The following is a 19175-nucleotide window of genomic DNA, read 5'->3' on the forward strand; positions in this document are numbered from 1 at the left end:
ACAGTAAGCTTACCTCGGGCGTCCCAATATGTTTTATTGCAGGAATATAGGTGGTCATTATTCCTGTTCTCAAGCTGTTTTCTATAAAATTTTGATGATTATCTCCGTCAATACAAACTTTATTATCAGACTAGGAGATTTATATATGAAACTCAACAAACATTGATTCTAAATGAAAAAGAAAATTTTCTTCCCAATCATTGTGCCATTAATTTTATTGCTACTTGTTATAAGTCCAGGCACAAGTATAGGAGCGCAAAACATAAACCTTGCTGTTGGTTTTGCTGGATATAAAATAATAAAAATAAAACCCAGCGAAGCGGATTCCTCTGTACGTAAGTGGGACAGTGTACATGTTGTGTATTACGACAAGACTATTAAAAATAATAAGGTATTGTTATGGCTCACTGGTACCAACGGATCAACAGATAATATTCCATTAAATTTTTTTAAAACAGCGTTGGATCAGGGGTATAGGATTATAGCACTCTCTTTCATTAGCACACCTGGTGTTTCACAGGTATGTGTGGGCAATAAATTAAATGAAAATGTTACTTGTGCAGCTGAGTTTCGTAGGAAACGAATTTACGGTGATAATGTTTTTTTGTCTATTCCAGATGAATTTCAAGATGCTATTATACCCCGTTTGACAAAACTGTTACAGTATTTATCAAGAAATGATAAAGAAGGTTTCTGGTCTCAATACTTAAATCAAAGTACTGGTAAGCCTATCTGGAGCAAAATAGCCATAGCCGGCCAATCTCAGGGTGGAGGTATGGCTGAATTTATTGCCCAGCATGAATCGGTGGCAAGGGTCATCAGTTTTTCCGGAGGATGGGACTACAGCAATTCAACAACAAAAGAGATCGCTGGCTGGTATTATCAGAAATTCATTACTCAACCTGAAAATGTTTTTGCTACTTATCATGTAGAAGAAGCCGCCGCAGCGCAGTTAGATGAAATATGTCTAGCATTACACATACCCAGAGAAAATGTCTTTGCACTAGACCAGCCACTTTTTAAACAAAATAAAGGCCGCAATCCATATCACACAGAAGGCATTAGGAATCCTGTTTATAAGCTTATTTGGCTAAAAATGCTTGGTTCTGGACGCTAGAAAAAGGATAGAAGTTTAAATTGACTTTACAGCTTTTTTCGATGGGAAAAATTGATTACGATGACTATTTTCTCATTAAGAACAGTTGTAAAGTCAATTTAAAGAATTATGCTTCAGAATTACGTGAACAAGCATTAAAGGCAGGAGTAGGAATGTTTGGAAAAAAGAAGGGAATAATATATTTTGTCATTTAGGAGACATTTATGAGGTCTCTGATATATTAACAAAACAAAGAATAGCAAGATTATATTTTCCTGAGAAAGTAATTACTGATGAAAAAATTCTGAATATGTTACCGGAGTTTATAAAAATAATATTTGGAATAAAATTAGAAAAGTTTGTGTCAAGAGTAGGAGAAACTTTAGGTAATGATGAGAAGATAAATCATTTTCTAAAGGAAATTTCTTTGTTTGCTTTTGAACAACAATTGAAAACAATTTAATGGAATATACATTTGATTGTTCTCTAAATTTTGGTGTTCGAATACTGTTAGGTTATCGAAGGTAAAGTTTTCAAACCTTCATTGATCTCTGTGTTAATTAATTGATTTTCAGTGTTTTGATTTTTTATAGTAGAATCAACTAAGTTTTTTTGGGTTGACACTTTTGTAATGAAAGTCTTAATCTGCTGAAAGATAACAATTTGATTATAAGTTTTTTTTTACTGATATAGAAAACATTGTAAGATAAAATGAACAACGTTCAAAAAATATTTATACATTTGTATCATAAAATCATTCTATGAGTATCAGCGAAAGAAAACAGAAGGAGAAAGAGGCACTAAGACTGCTAATTCTAAACGGAGCTAAAAAGCTTTTCGTTGAAAAAGGTATTGAATATACCACGATCAGGAATATAGCTGATGAGATCAATTACAGTGTGGGTACTGTCTATGTTTATTTCAAAGATAAGAATGCGATCTTCCACGACCTTCATTCCATCGGATTTCAGGAGTTGGGGCAGTACTTCAATGAGCTTTTTAAAATAGAGGATCCAATGAAGAGACTGAGAAAAATGGGATTCGTCTACATCAAATTTGCGATGGAAAATTCTGAAATGTATGATCTAATGTTCAATCTGAAAGCTCCGATGGATTATCTAGAGGAACAGAAGAATAATCTGTGGCCAGAAGGAACTGAGACGTATGGCTACTTAAAAAAAACGGTGGAGGAGTGCATGAAGCAAGGCCATTTTAATGGTCATAATTCGGAAGCATTGTCTTTTATGATCTGGAGTTTGGTTCACGGTATGTGCTGTCTGGAGATCCGTCACAGAACCAAAGGCATTAAATTCAGCAGTCCGGAAACTATTCTGTCAGAAGGCTATAACGAATATTTAAAAATATTAGAAAAACTATAAGTTTTTTTTTGCTGAAAAAAATGAACACTGTTCAAAATAAAAACAATGTGTAAGTAGTAAGAGATTATTAGTTTTCATTAGGAAATTTCAAGACACACATTAAACTATATAAAATAATTATGGACAGAAGATTTTTTATTAAAAATGCATCTCTCATTTTTGGCGACTTCCATGCCTTCTGTCTTCTTTAAAAATATTGATATGGACTTAAGTAATCAAAAATTGTACGATACAATTATCGTAGGTGGCAGTTATGCAGGACTCTCTGCTGCCATGACACTCGGACGTTCTTTGAGGAATGTCTTAATTATTGACAGTGGAAATCCCTGCAATAAACAAACCCCTCATTCACATAATTTCTTGACGAGAGATGGTGTACCCCCGGGAGAAATTGCGAAAATTGCCAGGGAAGAGGTTGCCAAATATCCAACCATCGAGTTTTATGATGGTTTCGCAGTGAATGGAAGCAAAATATCGGAGGGTTTTGTGATAAAGACTTCAGATGGCAATTCATTTAAAGGTAAAAAACTGATTTTTGCCACCGGAATTTTAGATTCCCTACACGATATCAAAGGATTCGCAGAAAGCTGGGGAATATCTGTCATACATTGTCCCTACTGTCATGGATATGAAGTCAGGAACAAGAAAACAGCAATTTTAGCAGATGGAGATCGTCTGGTGTATTTTACCTCGTTAATTAAAAATCTGACCGATGATGTCACATTGATTACATCAGAGATAAATGCCAGTAATGCTGACAATATTGCAATCCTTAAAAGAAATGGTGTCAAAATAATTGAGAAAAAGATCTCAGAAATACAACACCACAACGGATATATCGAAAAGGTTATTTTTTATGATGGAACAGCAGAAAGCTTTGAAGCAATGTATGCACCGGTACCATTCCGTCAACATTCTAATATTCCGGAGGAATTAGGATGTGAGTTGACAGATGCAGGTCTGATCAAAATCGATGAATCTCATAAAACTACCTTAGATAGTGTATATGCAGTTGGTGACAATAGTAACATGTTAAGGTCAGTTTCATTGGCAGTATCATCCGGATCGGTAGCGGGAGTGAAAATCAATGGAGAGTTATCTGCTGAAATGTTTAGCTAATCAATCAGGTGATTTATAAGGTGAGGTTATGCTAAATGTCTGAAGCAAGCCATTTATTTTATGCTCCAATAAAATTAATCCACATTTACAATCTTGAGAGAAATTTTGTTGATGTCTTTTGATGGAATTATAAAACAGTCAATTTAGTCTCACTAAATGATTAGAATAATTACCCTTTTTTGAAAAAAATCATGAACAATGTTCAAATTATAAACAATGTATTTAAAAAATAAAAATCTATCAGTAATGTTTCTGTTATGCCTTGGTTTTCTTGGGTATAGTCAAAAACATCTCGACCGATACATAGAAATCGGTCTTGAAAACAACGAAGTGATCAAACAGAAGAACTTTGACATCAATAAAAGTCTGTATGCGCTAAAGGAAGCACAATCATTGTTTTCGCCGAATGTCGCTTTTGTCACAAATTACACCATTGCATACGGCGGAAGAACCATTGACATTCCGATCGGGGATATGCTGAATCCGGTGTACAGCACATTGAATCAGATCACGAATTCCAACGCTTTTCCACAACTCCAGAATCAATCGGTATTGATCAATCCAAACAATTTCTACGATGTTAAACTTCACACGACGATGCCTCTGTTGAATTATGAGATCATTTACAATAAAAAGATCAAGGCGCAGCAAACCACAATGCAAAAGATCGAACTGGAAATCTACCAACGTGAATTGGTCAAGGACATAAAAATTGCCTACTACAAGTATCTGCAATCTGTGGAAGGTATCAGGATCTATGAAAACGCATTGGCCATAGTCAAAGAAAATCAAAGGGTCAACAGATCGCTATTTAAAAATGACAAGATCAACAGAACCGCAGTACTCAGGAGTGATAACGAGGTAACGAGAATCGAAGCGAATCTTGAGACAGCAAAAAACACAAGCAAAAATGCAAAATCTTATTTCAATTTTCTTATAAATCAAAAGCTTGATTCAGAAATCGAAATCGATGAGAATATGGAATTACCAACCGAAATGATCACAGAAAATACGTCAAGCAGAGAAGAATTGAAACAATTGGGACAGGCAAAGGAGATCAATGAAAACGTTTACCAGTTGACGAGATCCAGCTGGTTTCCAAAACTAAGCGGATTTGCAGATCTGGGATTGCAGGATTTTGATTTTAAAGTTGAAAAGTCGTCCCGTTACTATTTCGCAGGTCTGAGTCTGGAATGGAACATCTTTTCAGGTAATAAGAACAGATACAAGCTGAAGCAGGTGGATGAGGACAGCAAAAAGATCAGTTCTCAGATCGACAATGTTAAGCAGCAGCTACTGTTGCAGTTCGAGGTTTCCCAAAATAATCTGAAATCAGCATTGGAACAGTATGAATCGGATAAGAAACAAAAGGAAACAGCCAAAAAATACAATGGTGATGTTACCAAACTGTACAAAGAAGGAATGGCGATTTACATCGAATTGCTGGATGCCCAAAATCAGGTGGTCAATACTCAGCTGAACGCCAATATTTCCCTCTATAATTCCTGGATTGCCTTTGCAGAGCTGGAGAGAGCCAATGCCACATTTAATTTTAAAAGATAATATACTAAAAGATCATGAATAAAACATTAAAAATATCAATGCTTTCTCTTTTCTTCATCATGTCCTGTAAAGAAGAGAAAAAAGAAGTCAAACCCTTTGAAAGTGCCGAGGTCATTCCCGTTAAAACCACATCGGTCGGTTCTCTGGCGCTTGCCGGAAATATCAGCGCATCAGGTTTGGTGACAACAGAAAACGAAACGACCTATTCCTTCAAGATCGGTGGAGTGGTGAGTGGTGTTTATGTGGAGGAGGGTCAGTTTTTCAGAAAAGGTCAGCTTCTGGCGACCTTAGATGAAACCGAAATCCGTGCCGGTCTGAATCAGTCCGACTTAAATGTTCAAAAGAATGAACGTGATTACAAACGTGCAACCAATTTATATAAAGACAGTGTGTACACATTGGAGCAGGTACAAAATACCAGAACAGGGCTGGACATTGCCCGAAGACAGAAAGATGCTGTTGCTTTCAATGCCAGATACGCAAAAATCTATGCGAGCGCTGACGGCTTCGTTTCACAAAAAATAGCCAACAAAGGTGAGATCGTAGGCCCGGGTTCGCCGGTTTTAATGATCAATGAAACTTTCCACAACAACAATTATTTACTGAAAGTCGGTTTGACAGATACCGAATGGGCATCCGCAAAGGTTGGGCAAAAGGCGGTGGTTACGCTGGACGGTTATCCGGGTAAGAAATTCGACGCCTTTGTGTTTAGAAAATCGCAGTCTGCTGATATGGCGCTCGGATCTTTTCAGGTAGAGCTTAAACTGATGATGAATGACAGCAAACCTGCCGTGGGAATGTTCGGAAAAGCAGAGATCAAAACCGATCATTCTGAGGATTTTATTGTGATCCCCTATAATTCTCTTCTCGAAGCAGACGGAAAAAAAGCCTTTGTTTATGTTGTAGAAAATAGCAGGGTCAAGAAAAGACCGATCACGATCGCCAAATTTGAAAACAGCAAAGTTTTCGTTCAGGATGGACTTCAGAAAAGCGATAAAATAGTGATCTCCAATAGTGCCTATCTTAACGAGCAGTCGAACATTAAAATTATTAAATAACAACTGATGAAAATTACAAATTTTGCTGTAAAGAACTACCAGTTCACGTTGATCATGTTTCTTCTCGTTGCCGTAGTGGGTATGCTGACACTGTTCACAATGCCAAGATCGGAAGATCCTGCAACACATCCGCCGCAATATCTGATAACGGTCATTTACCCCGGTACAAGTCCAAAGGATATGGAAGAACAGGTGGTTAAACCGATTGAAAACAAGATCTATGGATTGGAGAATATCGATAAGATCCTGACCACTGTGGAAGATGGTGTCGCTGCGTTTGAAGTTAAATTCAAATATGGTGTTGATGTGGAAAACAAATATCAGGAAATCTCAACAGAAGTCAATGCGCTTAAAAACAGTGAGCTTCCGAAGGACATCTATCAGATCAAAACAGAAAAGATATCCTCGGCCGATGTCAAAATTCTGCAGGTGGCCTTGGTGTCTGAAAATGCTTCGGAGAAAAAAATGCACGATGAAGCCGATAAACTTAAAACAAAACTCGAGAAGATCACCAATCTTAAAAACGTCATCTATTCAGGGATTCCTGAGCAGGAGATCAGAGTAGATCTGAAACTGGATAAATTGGCTCAGCTGAGAATCCCTCTGAATGTCGTGATTGGAAGTTTACAGAGCGAGGCTGCCGACATTCCGGGTGGAAGTATTGATATGGACACTAAAGTTTTCAACGTAAAAACGAGCGGTAAGTTCAAAAATGAGGAAGATGTAGCCAACACAGTTATCTACAATGCCAACGGAAAGATCGTCTATATGAAAGATGTTGCCGAAGTGGGTTACAAATCGCAAACGGTAGATCATATCACGAGGATCAACGGACACCGATGTGTTCTTGTCAGTGCAGGGATGAAGGATAATGTCAATATTACAGATGTTCAGAAAGAATTTGAACCGATCCTTGAGCAGACTGCAAAAGAGCTTCCCGAAAATATCAAATTGGTTAAAAATTTCGATCAGGCGAATATGGTTTCGCAGCGTCTCGGACATTTAGGTTTTGACTTTGGATTGGCGATCATATTGGTTATTATTACGTTATTACCTTTGGGGACGCGCGCCTCTGTGATTGTCATGATCTCCATTCCATTGTCATTGGCATTAGGTCTGATCGCTATGAACGCTTTAGGATTTTCATTAAACCAGCTAAGTATCGTTGGTTTGGTGGTCGCTTTGGGACTGCTGGTCGATGACAGTATCGTGGTCGTCGAGAATATTGAAAGATGGCTACGGGAAGGGCATTCCAAAAAAGATGCGGTTCTGAAAGGCACCAGACAGATCGGTTTGGCAGTCGTTGGCTGTACCGCCACGTTGATCATTGCGTTTCTCCCTTTGGCATTCCTTCCTGATGTTGCAGGAGAATTTATGAGAAGTCTTCCGATGGCAGTGATCACGAGTGTTTTAGCTTCGATGTTGGTCGCGTTGATGTTAGTTCCCTTTCTGGGGAGCAAGTTTCTGAAGACCCACGACCACGAAGGCGGAAATATCTTTCTTCAATACCTTCAGAAATTCCTGACCAACAGCTACAAAGGTATTATGCCTAGAGCTTTGAAATATCCAAAGATAACGATCGGAATTTCATTGGCCTTGAGTGTTTTGGCATTTGTGTTACTCAGTTTTACAGGATTTAAACTATTTCCAACCTCTGAAAAACCGATGTTTCTGATCAATATCAAAATGCCTCTTCAATCCAACATTTCCGAAAGTGACCGTGTGGCGAAGATCGTTGAGTCTGAATTAAAAAATCACAAGGAAATCACCTATTATACTTCGAATGTGGGAAAAGGAAACCCTCAAATTTATTACAATGTGCATCCACAGGACAGAAAGCCCGATTTTGCCCAGGTCTTTGTTCAATTGGATGACGAGGCAAAACCAGCTGTAAAGACCGAACTGATCGAAACCTTAAGAGAAAAATTTAAGACAATACCTTACGCGAAAATTGAGGTCAAAGATTTAGAACAGGGAACACCGATTGAGGCCAATATTGTGGTTCGCCTTTTTGGTGAAGATCCTGCGGTGCTGCGATCACTCTCTTCACAGGTTGAAAATATTCTGAGAAAACAGGAAGGTACAGTTTACGTGAGCAATGAGTTGAATACCTATAAAACAGATGTCAAGGTAAAGATCAATAAAGAAAAAGCAAGAACGTTAGGAGTGATGACGAGTGAGGTTGATAAAGTGATTCGCCTTGCCATTGCCGGACTTCCTGTTGGAGATTACATTGATGACCGGGGTGATTCAAGAACAGTGACCTTAACTTTGCCAAGGGAAAAATTCTCCACTCTTGATGCTTTGAAAAATCTTTATGTCAACAATGTTCAGGGGGCACCGATTGCACTGAATCAGATTGCGACAGTTACCTTTGAAATTTCTCCAACAGCGATCAACCACTTCAATAAGTCAAGATTTGCCAAAGTTTCAGCAATGACGGCCAAAGGATACTATGCCAATGACCTGCTGGTGGATATTGTTCCGAAGCTTGATCAACTGAAAATGCCGCAAGGCTACTCTTACAAACTGGCTGGTGAAAAAGAATCTGAAGGCGATGCGCTGGGTGGTAACTTTATCTCGGTCATTATTTTGAGCACATTCCTTTTCATTGCCGTCTTGTTGTTACAGTTCAAAACATTCAAAGGAATTATTATCGTTTTGTCCATCATTCCGTTGGGAATTTTAGGTGGGGTAATTTTCCTGCTGATCGACGGAAGCCCGATGTCAATGGTTGCGATCATCGGATTCATCGGACTGTCGGGAATTCAGGTTAAAAATTCTCTGTTGCTGGTAGATTTCACGAATCAGCTCAGACTGGAAGGGAAGTCAATCGACGAAGCAATTGCAATCGCTGGAGAAACCCGTTTTCTTCCTGTTGTTTTAACTTCCATCACAGCGATCTGTGGATTGATTCCTTTGGCCTTAAATTCAAATCCCTTGATCGCGCCTTTGGCAATTGTGTTGATCGGAGGTTTGATAAGCTCAACAATTCTTTCAAGAATTGTGACCCCTGTAATGTACAAACTGATTCCGCCAAGTCTTGATGTTGAAAAAGAAGAAGAACATTAAAATTAACAAAATGAGGGAATATATTTTAATTACCGGAGCATCATCCGGAATAGGCTCCCAAATGGCTATTCAATTGGCCGAGAAAGGTAAAAATCTGATTTTGGTAGCGAGAAGTGAGGAAAAACTCAGAAAGTTGGAGGAAGAATTGATCAGTATCTACAAGGTCTCTGTGTATTGCATGGTCAAAGACCTGTCTGTGGTGGATAATGCTATAGAGCTCTACGGTGAAGTTCTGGAGAAAGATTTGTTGGTTACTGGTTTGGTTAACAATGCCGGTGTTGGAACTTATGGAGAATTCATAGAGACCTCTCTGGAAGAGGAACTGAAGATGATCGACTTGAACATTTCCAGTCTGGTAGTACTTAACAAACTTTTTGCGACTGATATGGTGACAAGAAAATCAGGCCGAATCATGAATGTATCTTCGGTAATGGCATTTCTGCCGTTTCCGTATTATTCGGTTTACTCTGCGACGAAAAGTTTCGTACTGGCCTTTACAGAAACACTCGCTTCAGAACTTGAGGGAACGGGCGTTGTGGTTACTGCACTTTGTCCCGGACCGATTGATACCGGATTTTATACCGAGGAAATGCTCAAGGCCAATATGATGAAAACCAACAAATCGGTACAGCCGGAAGTCGTTGCAAAAGAAGGTGTTAAACTGTTGTTAAATGGAAAAGGCAAGAAGATCGTTGGTTCGATGAATTGGTTTTTATCCAATCTACCACGGCTTATGCCAGATTTTTTGATGATGAAGATTAAAAAGAATCTTGCTAAGCAGGCCTGATCATCCTCTTTGAACTTTAAAAATATTAATCTGGCTTATTCTGGATTGGAAAATAAAAAAAAGGCTCCATTTAGATTAGAATGGAGCCTTTTAGCTATTTGTGACCAAGACGAGCGTATCTTCAAATACTTTTATCGATGATTTGGTTCGATTGAGCCAAATAAAATAAGAATTACAAAGCTCGTATTTATCGACACTATCCCACAAAGTGTGTAAGTTAAAAAGTTAGGCTTGGATTTTATAATCTGAGCCTTTCCCCCAACCTATCCAAACACTTGTTAGCGGTAGTTATTCCATTAGCAATTTATATTTTAATTGGGCATCATTATCTTCTGGTTCTTTTTCAATGTATAGCTTTAAATATTCAATCGCTTGTTTTTTTTGACCAGAAAACCTATATGCCTCACTTATGTAATAATAACCATAGGTTGAGTTTGGAAAAAGGTGAATATTTAGCTTAAACAAATCTATTGCCTGATTAGTCTTTTTTTCGAACAATAGCTTAAAGCCATATCTTTCAATAAGATTTTCTCTTAATGAATATTTCTTTGAATTGTTTTCTATTTCCTTAATGCCAGCTTCATAACCTTTGTTCAATACTGTCTTAATTATATCTTTAGTATAAAAAAAATTGTCAATTGATGGTGCTGAACCTACTAATTGTTTTTTTATTAGATTGCTCACTTCCCAATAATTTTCGACTTCTCCATTTGTTAGAATAACAACAGTATAACCCAAATCTGGATAAATCATTAGTTCGCAAGCAATACCATCATGTCCACCGGTATGTCCAATAATGCGGTGCCCGTTGATTATGTTTTCTTCAAATCCATAGCTATACATTCCTTCTCTATATTTCACTTTACCTGAAGTACAAAGAGTTGTACTCTCTTTGGTCAATAAAATGTTGTTTTGTAAAGCATTCGCAAAGCTCAACAAATCGTCAGCTGTTGAATAGCCTCCACCAGCAGGAGTTCCTTTGGCCATATTTGAGAAAATATTATTTTTCCATTGCCCTGGCTCTTCCAATGACATTGTGTAGCCGGTAGCCAAATTTGGAATGGCATTATCCAATTCGTAAGCATCAGTATTAATCATTTTTGCAGGTTGATATAGGTGTTCTTTTACGAAATCAAAATAATTTTGACCCGACACCTTTTCAATGATTAATCCTAAAACGATATATCCGGAATTGCTATACAAGAAGTCACTACCCGGAGCAAAGGCCAGTTTTTTATTAACAAACAATGGAAGGTAAGCAGAAACGGTTTTGAAGTTTACTTTTGCAAGCTTGTCATATTCCTCCCAAAAACTGGACATTCCTGATGTGTGCGTTAATAACTGATGGATTGTCACAGAGTCGGCAACGGTTTTATTAGGATAATCCAAAAGATATTTACCTACTTTATCTTGAAGCGAGATTTTGCCGGATTCCACCAATTGCATAATAGCCATTGCTGTGAACATCTTGTTGATAGAAGCCAAATTGAACTTCGTGTTCGGTTTATTTTTAACACGGTCCTGCAAATTGGCAAAACCAAAGGCTTCTCTATAGATTGGTTTGCCGTCTTTTGCAATGAGGACGACCCCGCTTAAGTTATTTTCTTTTTCAAGATTTTTTAAGTGAGACTTTATCGGATTAACGATACTTCCTAAATGTTGTGATTGGACCACAATAGGTTGCAAAAGAGCTATCAAGAAGACAAGTGTAATAAAATAGATTTGACGGATGGTCATATGGGTTCATTTATGATTAAGCGACAAAACTACTTTAAGCAGAAAAGGAAAAATTGTACAATTGTAAACCTACCTATAAAAACAGCCAATGAATTTGTTTTTTTTCCAGCACAGTCGTTTTTTCAAAGAAAACCTTGGGAGAAAACCCAGTCACTGATTTGAATTCCCTGATCATATGAGACTGGTCAAAGTAATCAACACCGTAGGCGATATCCGTTAAGTTGTTTCGTGCATTATTTGATGCGTATTTGTTGACCGCATTTCTAAATCTTAAAATCTTTTTGAATTGAGATGGTGTTTTACAGATATGTCTGCCAAAGTGTTTGTTTAATGTTGTACGCGAAATAGCATTTTTTTCGCACAGTTCTGTAATGGTTACAGCGTCATTTTCATCACACATCATTTCAGACAAAACAGTCTCAAGGAAGTTATGTTGAAACCCTATTAATTTGGATAACCAGTAACTTTCAATAGCTTCAATTTTTTCGGTATCATTTTGCAAAGAAAGAATGTCAATCATCGCTTTTCTATAATCTTCATAAGGTGAAAATTCAGAAAAGTTTGAACTGTTGTAATGGTTTAATTCGTGCTCCAAAAATGAATTAATAGCCAATGGTTTAAAATAGATCGTAATTTCGTTTATTTTCCCTTCGTACTGGACATATACTGGCTTATTAAAATCAGATACTAAATTGGTTTCCAATTCATTGTTGTCGCATTGACCGATGGTTAATTGATTTTCTTTATTGATTGATTTTGATCTTTCACTGCTTGAAACAATGGTGAAAATAGATGGGAAGGTGATGTATTTGGCCGGTTTTTCTTCAGAGGTATGTGTGAGTATATAAATACACTCTATGTATTTTTTAAGTAAAGGATTGGAAGGGGAATAAACTTTTATTTTCATGGGTTGTAATTGGGATTTAGAGCCTAGCTAAATGTTTGTACAGGTATTTGAATAAAATTATATTCACTTGCTGTTAACGAGCCTTTAATTTATTATAATACATTAACAGGCTTTTTTGTCTTTTGCCATTGGTTCACTAGAATTACCACTAACTTTGTATATATATGCTATAATATAGCGCATTTACATCCGAAATTAGGTGCCTTTGTGATACCTTTCACTTTTACAAATTTATGAAAACCTCAGTATAAAAATTATCTTGAATAATTTTTAATGATAACCCTGTTTAAAATCTTTATAAAAAAAATTTAAACAGGGTTATATTGTGAAAACTCTACCCGCTACAGCATTCACTGGTATTTTGTGTGAAATATGACTTTTTAATGAGATCAAAAGAAATCTACTGCATCCGGCAATAATTGGCAGTTAGTGACTTTGATAGGACAAGGAATAAACGTAAGAAAATATCTATATATTTCAGTCATCGGTAGTTCAAATTTTGATGTATTGACTTAGAAAATATTTTTCATAATAAACCGGTAAAAAATTAAGCTAAGGTATTATTGACAGCCTGCTTCCTATGCCAACAAAAGACTACTGCATAAACAGTCTGCGAAGATTACAATTCTTTGAGACAGGTAATTTGGTGGATGCTTATAACGATATGGATGATGATGTGTTTGTAAATAAAATGTATTCAGAAAGGTAAAATACTGATTTCTGCTGTGGGAGTGATTATGTTTGGAAGTATTATGAATACTTTTAATCCAGGCACAAAAATCTCAAAAGGGCAGGAGATGGGATATTTTGCATTTGGAGGCTCAACAATTGTGATGCTTGTCGATAAAAATCTTATAAAAATCGATCAGGATATTATTGAAAACACAAAGAAAAAGGATTTGAGACTTATGTGAAAATGGGTGAGAGCATAGCTTTATAACTTTTTTGTCTGTAGTTTTCTATAATATAAAAAATGGCGCCAACTGTTTTCAGTTGGCGCCATTTGGCTTTTGGTGACCAAGACGAGCGTATCTTCAAACACTTTTATTGATGATTTGGTTCGATTGAGCCAAATTAAGATTAAATTATGTAACTTATTTTGAGCAAATAATTTTCTTTAGATGTAAATTTTCTTACAATTCAAGTCTTGGTTATGTTGATTGTCTAAATGTTATACTTTCTTTCATTTTGTGAAGCTATGAAATATAATAGGTTTTGCCGTTTCTGTAGCCTATTTTTATTAAATAAATCTTAAGTTTAGTTGTGGTGAAAATATTTTATTATTTGTTTCTTAAAAAATGTTAAATTTACAACGTTTTCATAAAACTAATTACTAACTCAAAAATAACAATACGGGAATGAAGAAAATCTATCTCGGAGCGCTTACTTTATGTGCTTTTCTGGGCACTTCTGCCCAAGAGGTGGTATGGCAGAAAGATATCAAATCCTCTACCCAGGATTTTCTAAGCCAGATTACCACAACCATTGATCAGCAGTATCTTATCACAGGAAGTTCAATAGAGTCTAAAAGTCAATCGCAAGCGGCTGGCAGCCAGAAGCAAAATAACGGTTATGATTTTCACCTGGTGAAGCTAAACCAACAAGGAGAAGAAGTCTGGGAAAAGTATTTCTCAGGCTCTAGCCATGATTATTTGTCAGCAACTGTTACTACGCAAGATGGTGGAAGTTTGTTAGCCGGTACTTCTTATTCAGGGAAAGGTTTGGATAAGAAAGATGATTCTAAAGGAGGATCCGATATCTGGCTGATCCGGATCAATGAATTCGGTGATGAATTATGGCAGAAAACATTAGGCAGTTCTTCTGATGAAGAAGCAAGAGCTGTTATACAGACAACAGACCTGGGATTTTTTGTTGCCGGAAATATACAGAATGCCTCAAAAGGATATGGATCGAAAGATGTCTTCATTACCCGACTGGATAGGGATGGAAAAGAGTTATCCCAAATAATCTTAGGAGGGAAGGGCTTAGATGAAGTAGAGAAGATGATTCCAACGAAAGATGGCGGAGCATTACTTGGAATCTATTCAAGAAGTTCACTGGGAGGAACAAAGAAAACCGAAAACTTTGGTGAGGGTGACTACTGGATTGTGAAGCTTGATAAAAACGGAAAAGTAGAATGGGAAAAGAATTTCGGAGGAAAGGGTGATGATCATTTGAGAACGCTGGCTTTAACTTCAACTGGCTTTATCATTGGCGGAGAATCCAGATCAGACAGGTCAGGGAATAAAACTGTAGGCCTTGAAGAAGGCACAGACCTTTGGCTGATATCTTTAAATGAAAGAGGTGATGAACAGTGGCAGAAATCTTACAATTTCAAGAACCGTGATATTCTGATGGGAATGAATGTGATTCATTCAGCAGATGATAAATCTTCAAAAGGAATCTTATTGGGAGGTTATACCCATGCTGAAGGAAGAATACAGACTAATGATGAAACTTTCTGGATGCTGTATTTAGATCAGAATGGTAATGAACAGTGGAGAAAACATGTTAAAGGAGAATCCAGAAAGAAGGAAGAAAGGCTTTCTGATTTAAAGCTGAACAGAGATGGCTCCATCGTTCTTGCAGGAACCAGTGCAGAAGAGCTCGGAAAAGAGAACTGGAAGATTGTAAAGCTGGGAGATAAGCAGGTGGATCAATTAATTGAAAAATACGATATCAAAATCTATCCAAACCCTGTTTCTGATTATGCCTATGTGGAAATTGGCTTTGACTTTAAAGATGCAGATATTCTATTGTATGACATGAGCGGAAGACAGCTTCAGAGTCTGAAAACAAAAAATAGAGTGACTAAGATTAATACTCAGTCACTCATTCAGGGAGCTTATCTGGTGACTATAAAAACGGATAACAATAAAACAGCGAATGCTAAACTGATAAAAAAATAACCATGAAAAGAAAAATATTAACTGTAGCTATTCTGTCAAATATTTATTGTCAGTTAAATGCACAAACAGGTAATGATTTTAATAAAGATGTAGATAATATTAATAAAATATTTCCAGCAGCTCCTACTTCAAATAATTTGATGAAGTTTGAAGAAGTGCCGGTAAGTTATTATACAGGAATTCCTGATATTAGTATTCCTCTTTTTAATATTCCAACAAGTAACTCTAACGTTAATCTAAATGTCCAGTTAAAATACCATCCTTTAAGTGCAAAACCGGATGATAAGGCCGGAGAAACGGGGCTCGGCTGGAATTTATCAGCGGGAGGAACTATTACAAGAACAGTAAGGGGAGGAGTTGCTGATGGCAAAATAGAATCTACCTTTATGTCTTCTCCTCCTGCTGTAAAATATGGGATCTATAGACATGAAAATAACCCGACCTATAAATTGATATTTGACCAGCTTACCAACTGGAATATCAACGAATATGCATTTTATGTGGGAATTGGCACATATGACACAGAATATGATTTGTATCAGTATAATTTTATGGGTTATTCCGGAAGATTTATCATTAAGAAAGATCCTAATGGGAATTTCATTGCTGAGAAGCTGGATCGGAATAATTTAAAAATTACAAGTACCCATGATTCGGGTGGTGAAGTGCAGACAATTACCATTACAGACGATAAAGGGAATCAATATTTATTTCGGGGAATGGAAACTTCCTCAAAAAATGTATCTACTGTAAAAGTTGGGTTGCTTAATGGTTCCAGTGATATAGCCACTAATCTTGGTGGAGGAATATATTTTACAGCATTTCATTTGGAAAAAGTTAAAGATCCAAGCAATAATGTATTGCTTACCTTTAACTATGATCAGGCTTCGCAAGTTGAGTATAAGGATCCAGAAACAAGAACAAATAGGCTTGCAGGAAACATTACATACAATTACTCTAATACCACAATGAATCCTGATCCTCAAATGCCTGGAGCTATAGAGGCTCAGACTGTATATAATACTGCAAACACGAAACTTCTGACCAGTATTGCAATAACAGATAAAGGAACAGTAAACTTTTTCTACGAGAAAGGAAGAACCGATTCTAATTATCTAAACGCCTCTAATCTATATAAGTTAAAGTCAATTCAAAGCAATATTACAGGACAGAGCAATAGCCAGTACGTTGATAAATATTCTTTTGATTATGATTATTCAAACACATCCTTTTATAATCCTCCCTATCCTCAGGGTTTTCTGCAAAAGCTTTTGCTTAAAAAAATTACAAAAACGAGTTTAGGAAATAATCTAAATGAATATAATATCACTTATAATAGTTTTGATAAGACTTTCGGAAAAGACAATTGGGGATACTACAAAGGACCAGAACCTTATAAACCGACTTACATTACTCAGGATGTTATCAACTCTATTACTTATCCAACCAAAGGTAAAGTAGTTTTTGATTTTGGAGAAAATGTTTATAGCCATGCTGCCGGGTTCAATCAACCAATGGAACCTATTACAGGAGAATGGGTGGATTCAGTTAGTACTTTTACATTGGATATCCCCTCATTTAGCCCTTCGCAGAAAAAAGAATTTTTTACGATACTTTCACCACAAAAGGTAAAACTACATCTTGATCTGGGAAGTTTAATATACTCAAACTGGAGATTTGATATTTACCAAAAAACCGGAAGTAACACATATTCTCCTTCATTACATTTTTGGGAAATGTCATGGCAGTCTTGCTTAAATAATGGTAATGTACAGTGCCCAAGCCATAATCCTGGTGAGAACTCACAGCCAATTACCGAGTTCGATGGAGAAGTGGATCTGCAGCCAGGTACTTATTATGCATCATTTACGGGAAGTTATGGATATACACAGATGCCTGTCTCATACAATTATACAGCGACTACAAAAGAGCATTATTTTACAAGTTACCTGACCAAAAAAGGAGGTGGATTAAGGGTTAATAATATTAAATATTTTGATAATCCTGTTTTGACAAACCCGGCAAAGGAATTTATATATGATTATACTGATATTAACGATCTTCAAAAAAGCAGTGGAGCTTTAGTTTTCCCGGAACCTGTTTTCAAATATCAAGAAGGAATAACATATGAGTATCACCCAGCTCTTTCTGATGGTTATTTATCTTATAGCTGTACATCCGATACAACTACCAACTATAATATCATTCCATCTGAAAAAACACAGGGTTCAGATGTTGGATATCAGTATGTAACCTTAAGGCAGATTGTAAGAGGCAGCAATAACAGTATTACGGATAATGGTAAAACTGTTTATAAATTCAGATCGCCTATTGATTTTCCTAACCCGGAAATGTTTGTACCAAGTATGCCTATTTTGCCGATTACCAATCATGATTACCTTAGAGGGCAGATGGTTTTTGAGAAAAAATATGACATGGATGGTAAGATACTTTCAGAAGTTAATAATGAGTATGCGAGCTACGTATTTGAAAAACTTGAAGGAATAAAAGCAAAAGATAATTTTTACAATAATATTAATCCTGAAAGATACAAGTATAAATATTATAGTGCCTTTCAGCAATATTTTCCTCAGGTCATTCTAGCTACACCTTATAAATATTTTACAAAATATGGTATCACATTACCATCGAAGAAAGTTGAGACATCTTATTTTTATAAGAATGGAGTACAGAGTTCAGTAACGAGCACCACAAACAATACTTATAATTCTTTTGATTATCCGTCACTATCTACACAGCTTCTTGCTGATGGCAGCACGACAAAGACCAATTACCTTTATGCAACGGAGAAGAATAATCAGAAGCTTATCAATGCCAATATGATCAGTATTCCTCTGGAAACAGGTGTAAGTCAAAAGCTAAATACTGTAGTTGCAGAGAAAGCGGTTGCCAAGACAGAGGTTATTTATGATCCTTCTACCACGAGTCTTTTTCCTGATGCTGTTACAGGTTTGAATACCCTGACCAACGTTATGGAAACCAAGATAAAGTATGATAGATATGATAGTAAGGGAAATCTGGAGGAGTATGCTTTGAAAGAAGGTACTCCTGTTACAATTATCTGGGGTTACAATAAAACACAACCCATTGCCAAATTGGAAGGGGTGAGAAAGTCAGATATCCAGCAGTCGTTAATTGATACTATTGTCAATGCATCGAATACGGATGCATCAGCAGGATTGAATAATGATGAATCGGCGTTGTTGAGTTCCTTGGATACTTTCAGGAAAACGGCAGTGTCTGGAGCGCTGATTACGACTTATACCTATGATCCTTTGGTGGGAGTTAGAAGTATAATACAGCCTTCAGGATTAAAGGAACTCTATTTTTATGATACGGAAAACAGAATTAAAGAGATAAAGCAGGAGACCAGGGATGCTGCTGGCAATGTATCCTATAAGACCTTAAAAGAATACCAATACCATTTTAAAAACTAAACTGATGAAGAAACTCATAATTCCAATAGGAATCCTGGTGGCTGGCTCACTTCAAGGTCAGCTTTCACCGGCAGAGAATTATATCTATAC

General features: G+C 36.7%; 13 protein-coding genes. 11 read left to right on the forward strand and 2 right to left on the reverse strand.

Annotation, left to right across the window (positions count from 1 at the left end; all coding sequences use genetic code 11):
* Positions 1-172 precede the first annotated feature (172 nt).
* The 8 genes from ACTJIP_RS10685 to ACTJIP_RS10720 all read left to right on the forward strand — a co-directional run bounded on the left by ACTJIP_RS10685 (position 173) and on the right by ACTJIP_RS10720 (position 10074).
* Positions 173-1117 (forward strand): BPSS1187 family protein, encoded by a 945-nt coding sequence (locus ACTJIP_RS10685; RefSeq protein ID WP_440704548.1) that lies wholly within the window; start codon positions 173-175, stop codon positions 1115-1117.
* A 289-nt stretch (positions 1118-1406) separates the two neighbouring features.
* Positions 1407-1559 carry a hypothetical protein gene (locus ACTJIP_RS10690; RefSeq protein WP_428168032.1) on the forward strand — a complete coding sequence of 51 codons (153 nt, stop codon included), beginning with the start codon at positions 1407-1409 and terminating at the stop codon, positions 1557-1559.
* Positions 1560-1857: 298 nt separating this feature from the next.
* Positions 1858-2475 carry a TetR/AcrR family transcriptional regulator gene (locus ACTJIP_RS10695; protein WP_077416084.1) on the forward strand — a complete coding sequence of 206 codons (618 nt, stop codon included), beginning with the start codon at positions 1858-1860 and terminating at the stop codon, positions 2473-2475.
* A 144-nt stretch (positions 2476-2619) separates the two neighbouring features.
* Entirely contained in the window at positions 2620-3594 is a 975-nt protein-coding gene (locus tag ACTJIP_RS10700) for an NAD(P)/FAD-dependent oxidoreductase (RefSeq protein WP_440704549.1), read from the forward strand.
* Positions 3595-3840: 246 nt separating this feature from the next.
* Positions 3841-5157, forward strand: coding sequence for a TolC family protein (locus ACTJIP_RS10705; RefSeq protein ID WP_440704550.1), 1317 nt, complete (start codon positions 3841-3843; stop codon positions 5155-5157).
* Between the two features lie 14 nt (positions 5158-5171).
* Positions 5172-6215, forward strand: coding sequence for an efflux RND transporter periplasmic adaptor subunit (locus ACTJIP_RS10710; protein ID WP_219072613.1), 1044 nt, complete (start codon positions 5172-5174; stop codon positions 6213-6215).
* A 6-nt stretch (positions 6216-6221) separates the two neighbouring features.
* Positions 6222-9287 (forward strand): efflux RND transporter permease subunit, encoded by a 3066-nt coding sequence (locus ACTJIP_RS10715; protein ID WP_219072614.1) that lies wholly within the window; start codon positions 6222-6224, stop codon positions 9285-9287.
* Positions 9288-9297: 10 nt separating this feature from the next.
* Positions 9298-10074 (forward strand): SDR family NAD(P)-dependent oxidoreductase, encoded by a 777-nt coding sequence (locus tag ACTJIP_RS10720; RefSeq protein ID WP_440704551.1) that lies wholly within the window; start codon positions 9298-9300, stop codon positions 10072-10074.
* A gap of 288 nt (positions 10075-10362) precedes the next feature.
* Here the strand turns inward: ACTJIP_RS10720 and ACTJIP_RS10725 are convergent, their stop codons facing one another.
* Entirely contained in the window at positions 10363-11811 is a 1449-nt protein-coding gene (locus ACTJIP_RS10725) for a serine hydrolase (protein ID WP_440704552.1), read from the reverse strand.
* Positions 11812-11884: 73 nt separating this feature from the next.
* Positions 11885-12718: a helix-turn-helix domain-containing protein gene (locus ACTJIP_RS10730; RefSeq protein WP_149389401.1), complete on the reverse strand. Its 834-nt coding sequence runs from the start codon at positions 12716-12718 to the stop codon at positions 11885-11887.
* 710 nt (positions 12719-13428) lie between these two features.
* Between ACTJIP_RS10730 and ACTJIP_RS10735 the strand changes: the two genes are divergently transcribed.
* The 3 genes from ACTJIP_RS10735 to ACTJIP_RS10745 all read left to right on the forward strand — a co-directional run bounded on the left by ACTJIP_RS10735 (position 13429) and on the right by ACTJIP_RS10745 (position 19085).
* Entirely contained in the window at positions 13429-13632 is a 204-nt protein-coding gene (locus ACTJIP_RS10735) for a phosphatidylserine decarboxylase (protein ID WP_440704561.1), read from the forward strand.
* A 444-nt stretch (positions 13633-14076) separates the two neighbouring features.
* Positions 14077-15627 carry a T9SS type A sorting domain-containing protein gene (locus ACTJIP_RS10740; protein ID WP_440704553.1) on the forward strand — a complete coding sequence of 517 codons (1551 nt, stop codon included), beginning with the start codon at positions 14077-14079 and terminating at the stop codon, positions 15625-15627.
* 2 nt (positions 15628-15629) lie between these two features.
* Entirely contained in the window at positions 15630-19085 is a 3456-nt protein-coding gene (locus tag ACTJIP_RS10745; protein WP_440704554.1) for a hypothetical protein, read from the forward strand.
* Positions 19086-19175: the final 90 nt, after the last annotated feature.

It is taken from the genome of Chryseobacterium sp. 22543 (genome assembly GCF_052044565.1).
Lineage (GTDB): Bacteria > Bacteroidota > Bacteroidia > Flavobacteriales > Weeksellaceae > Chryseobacterium.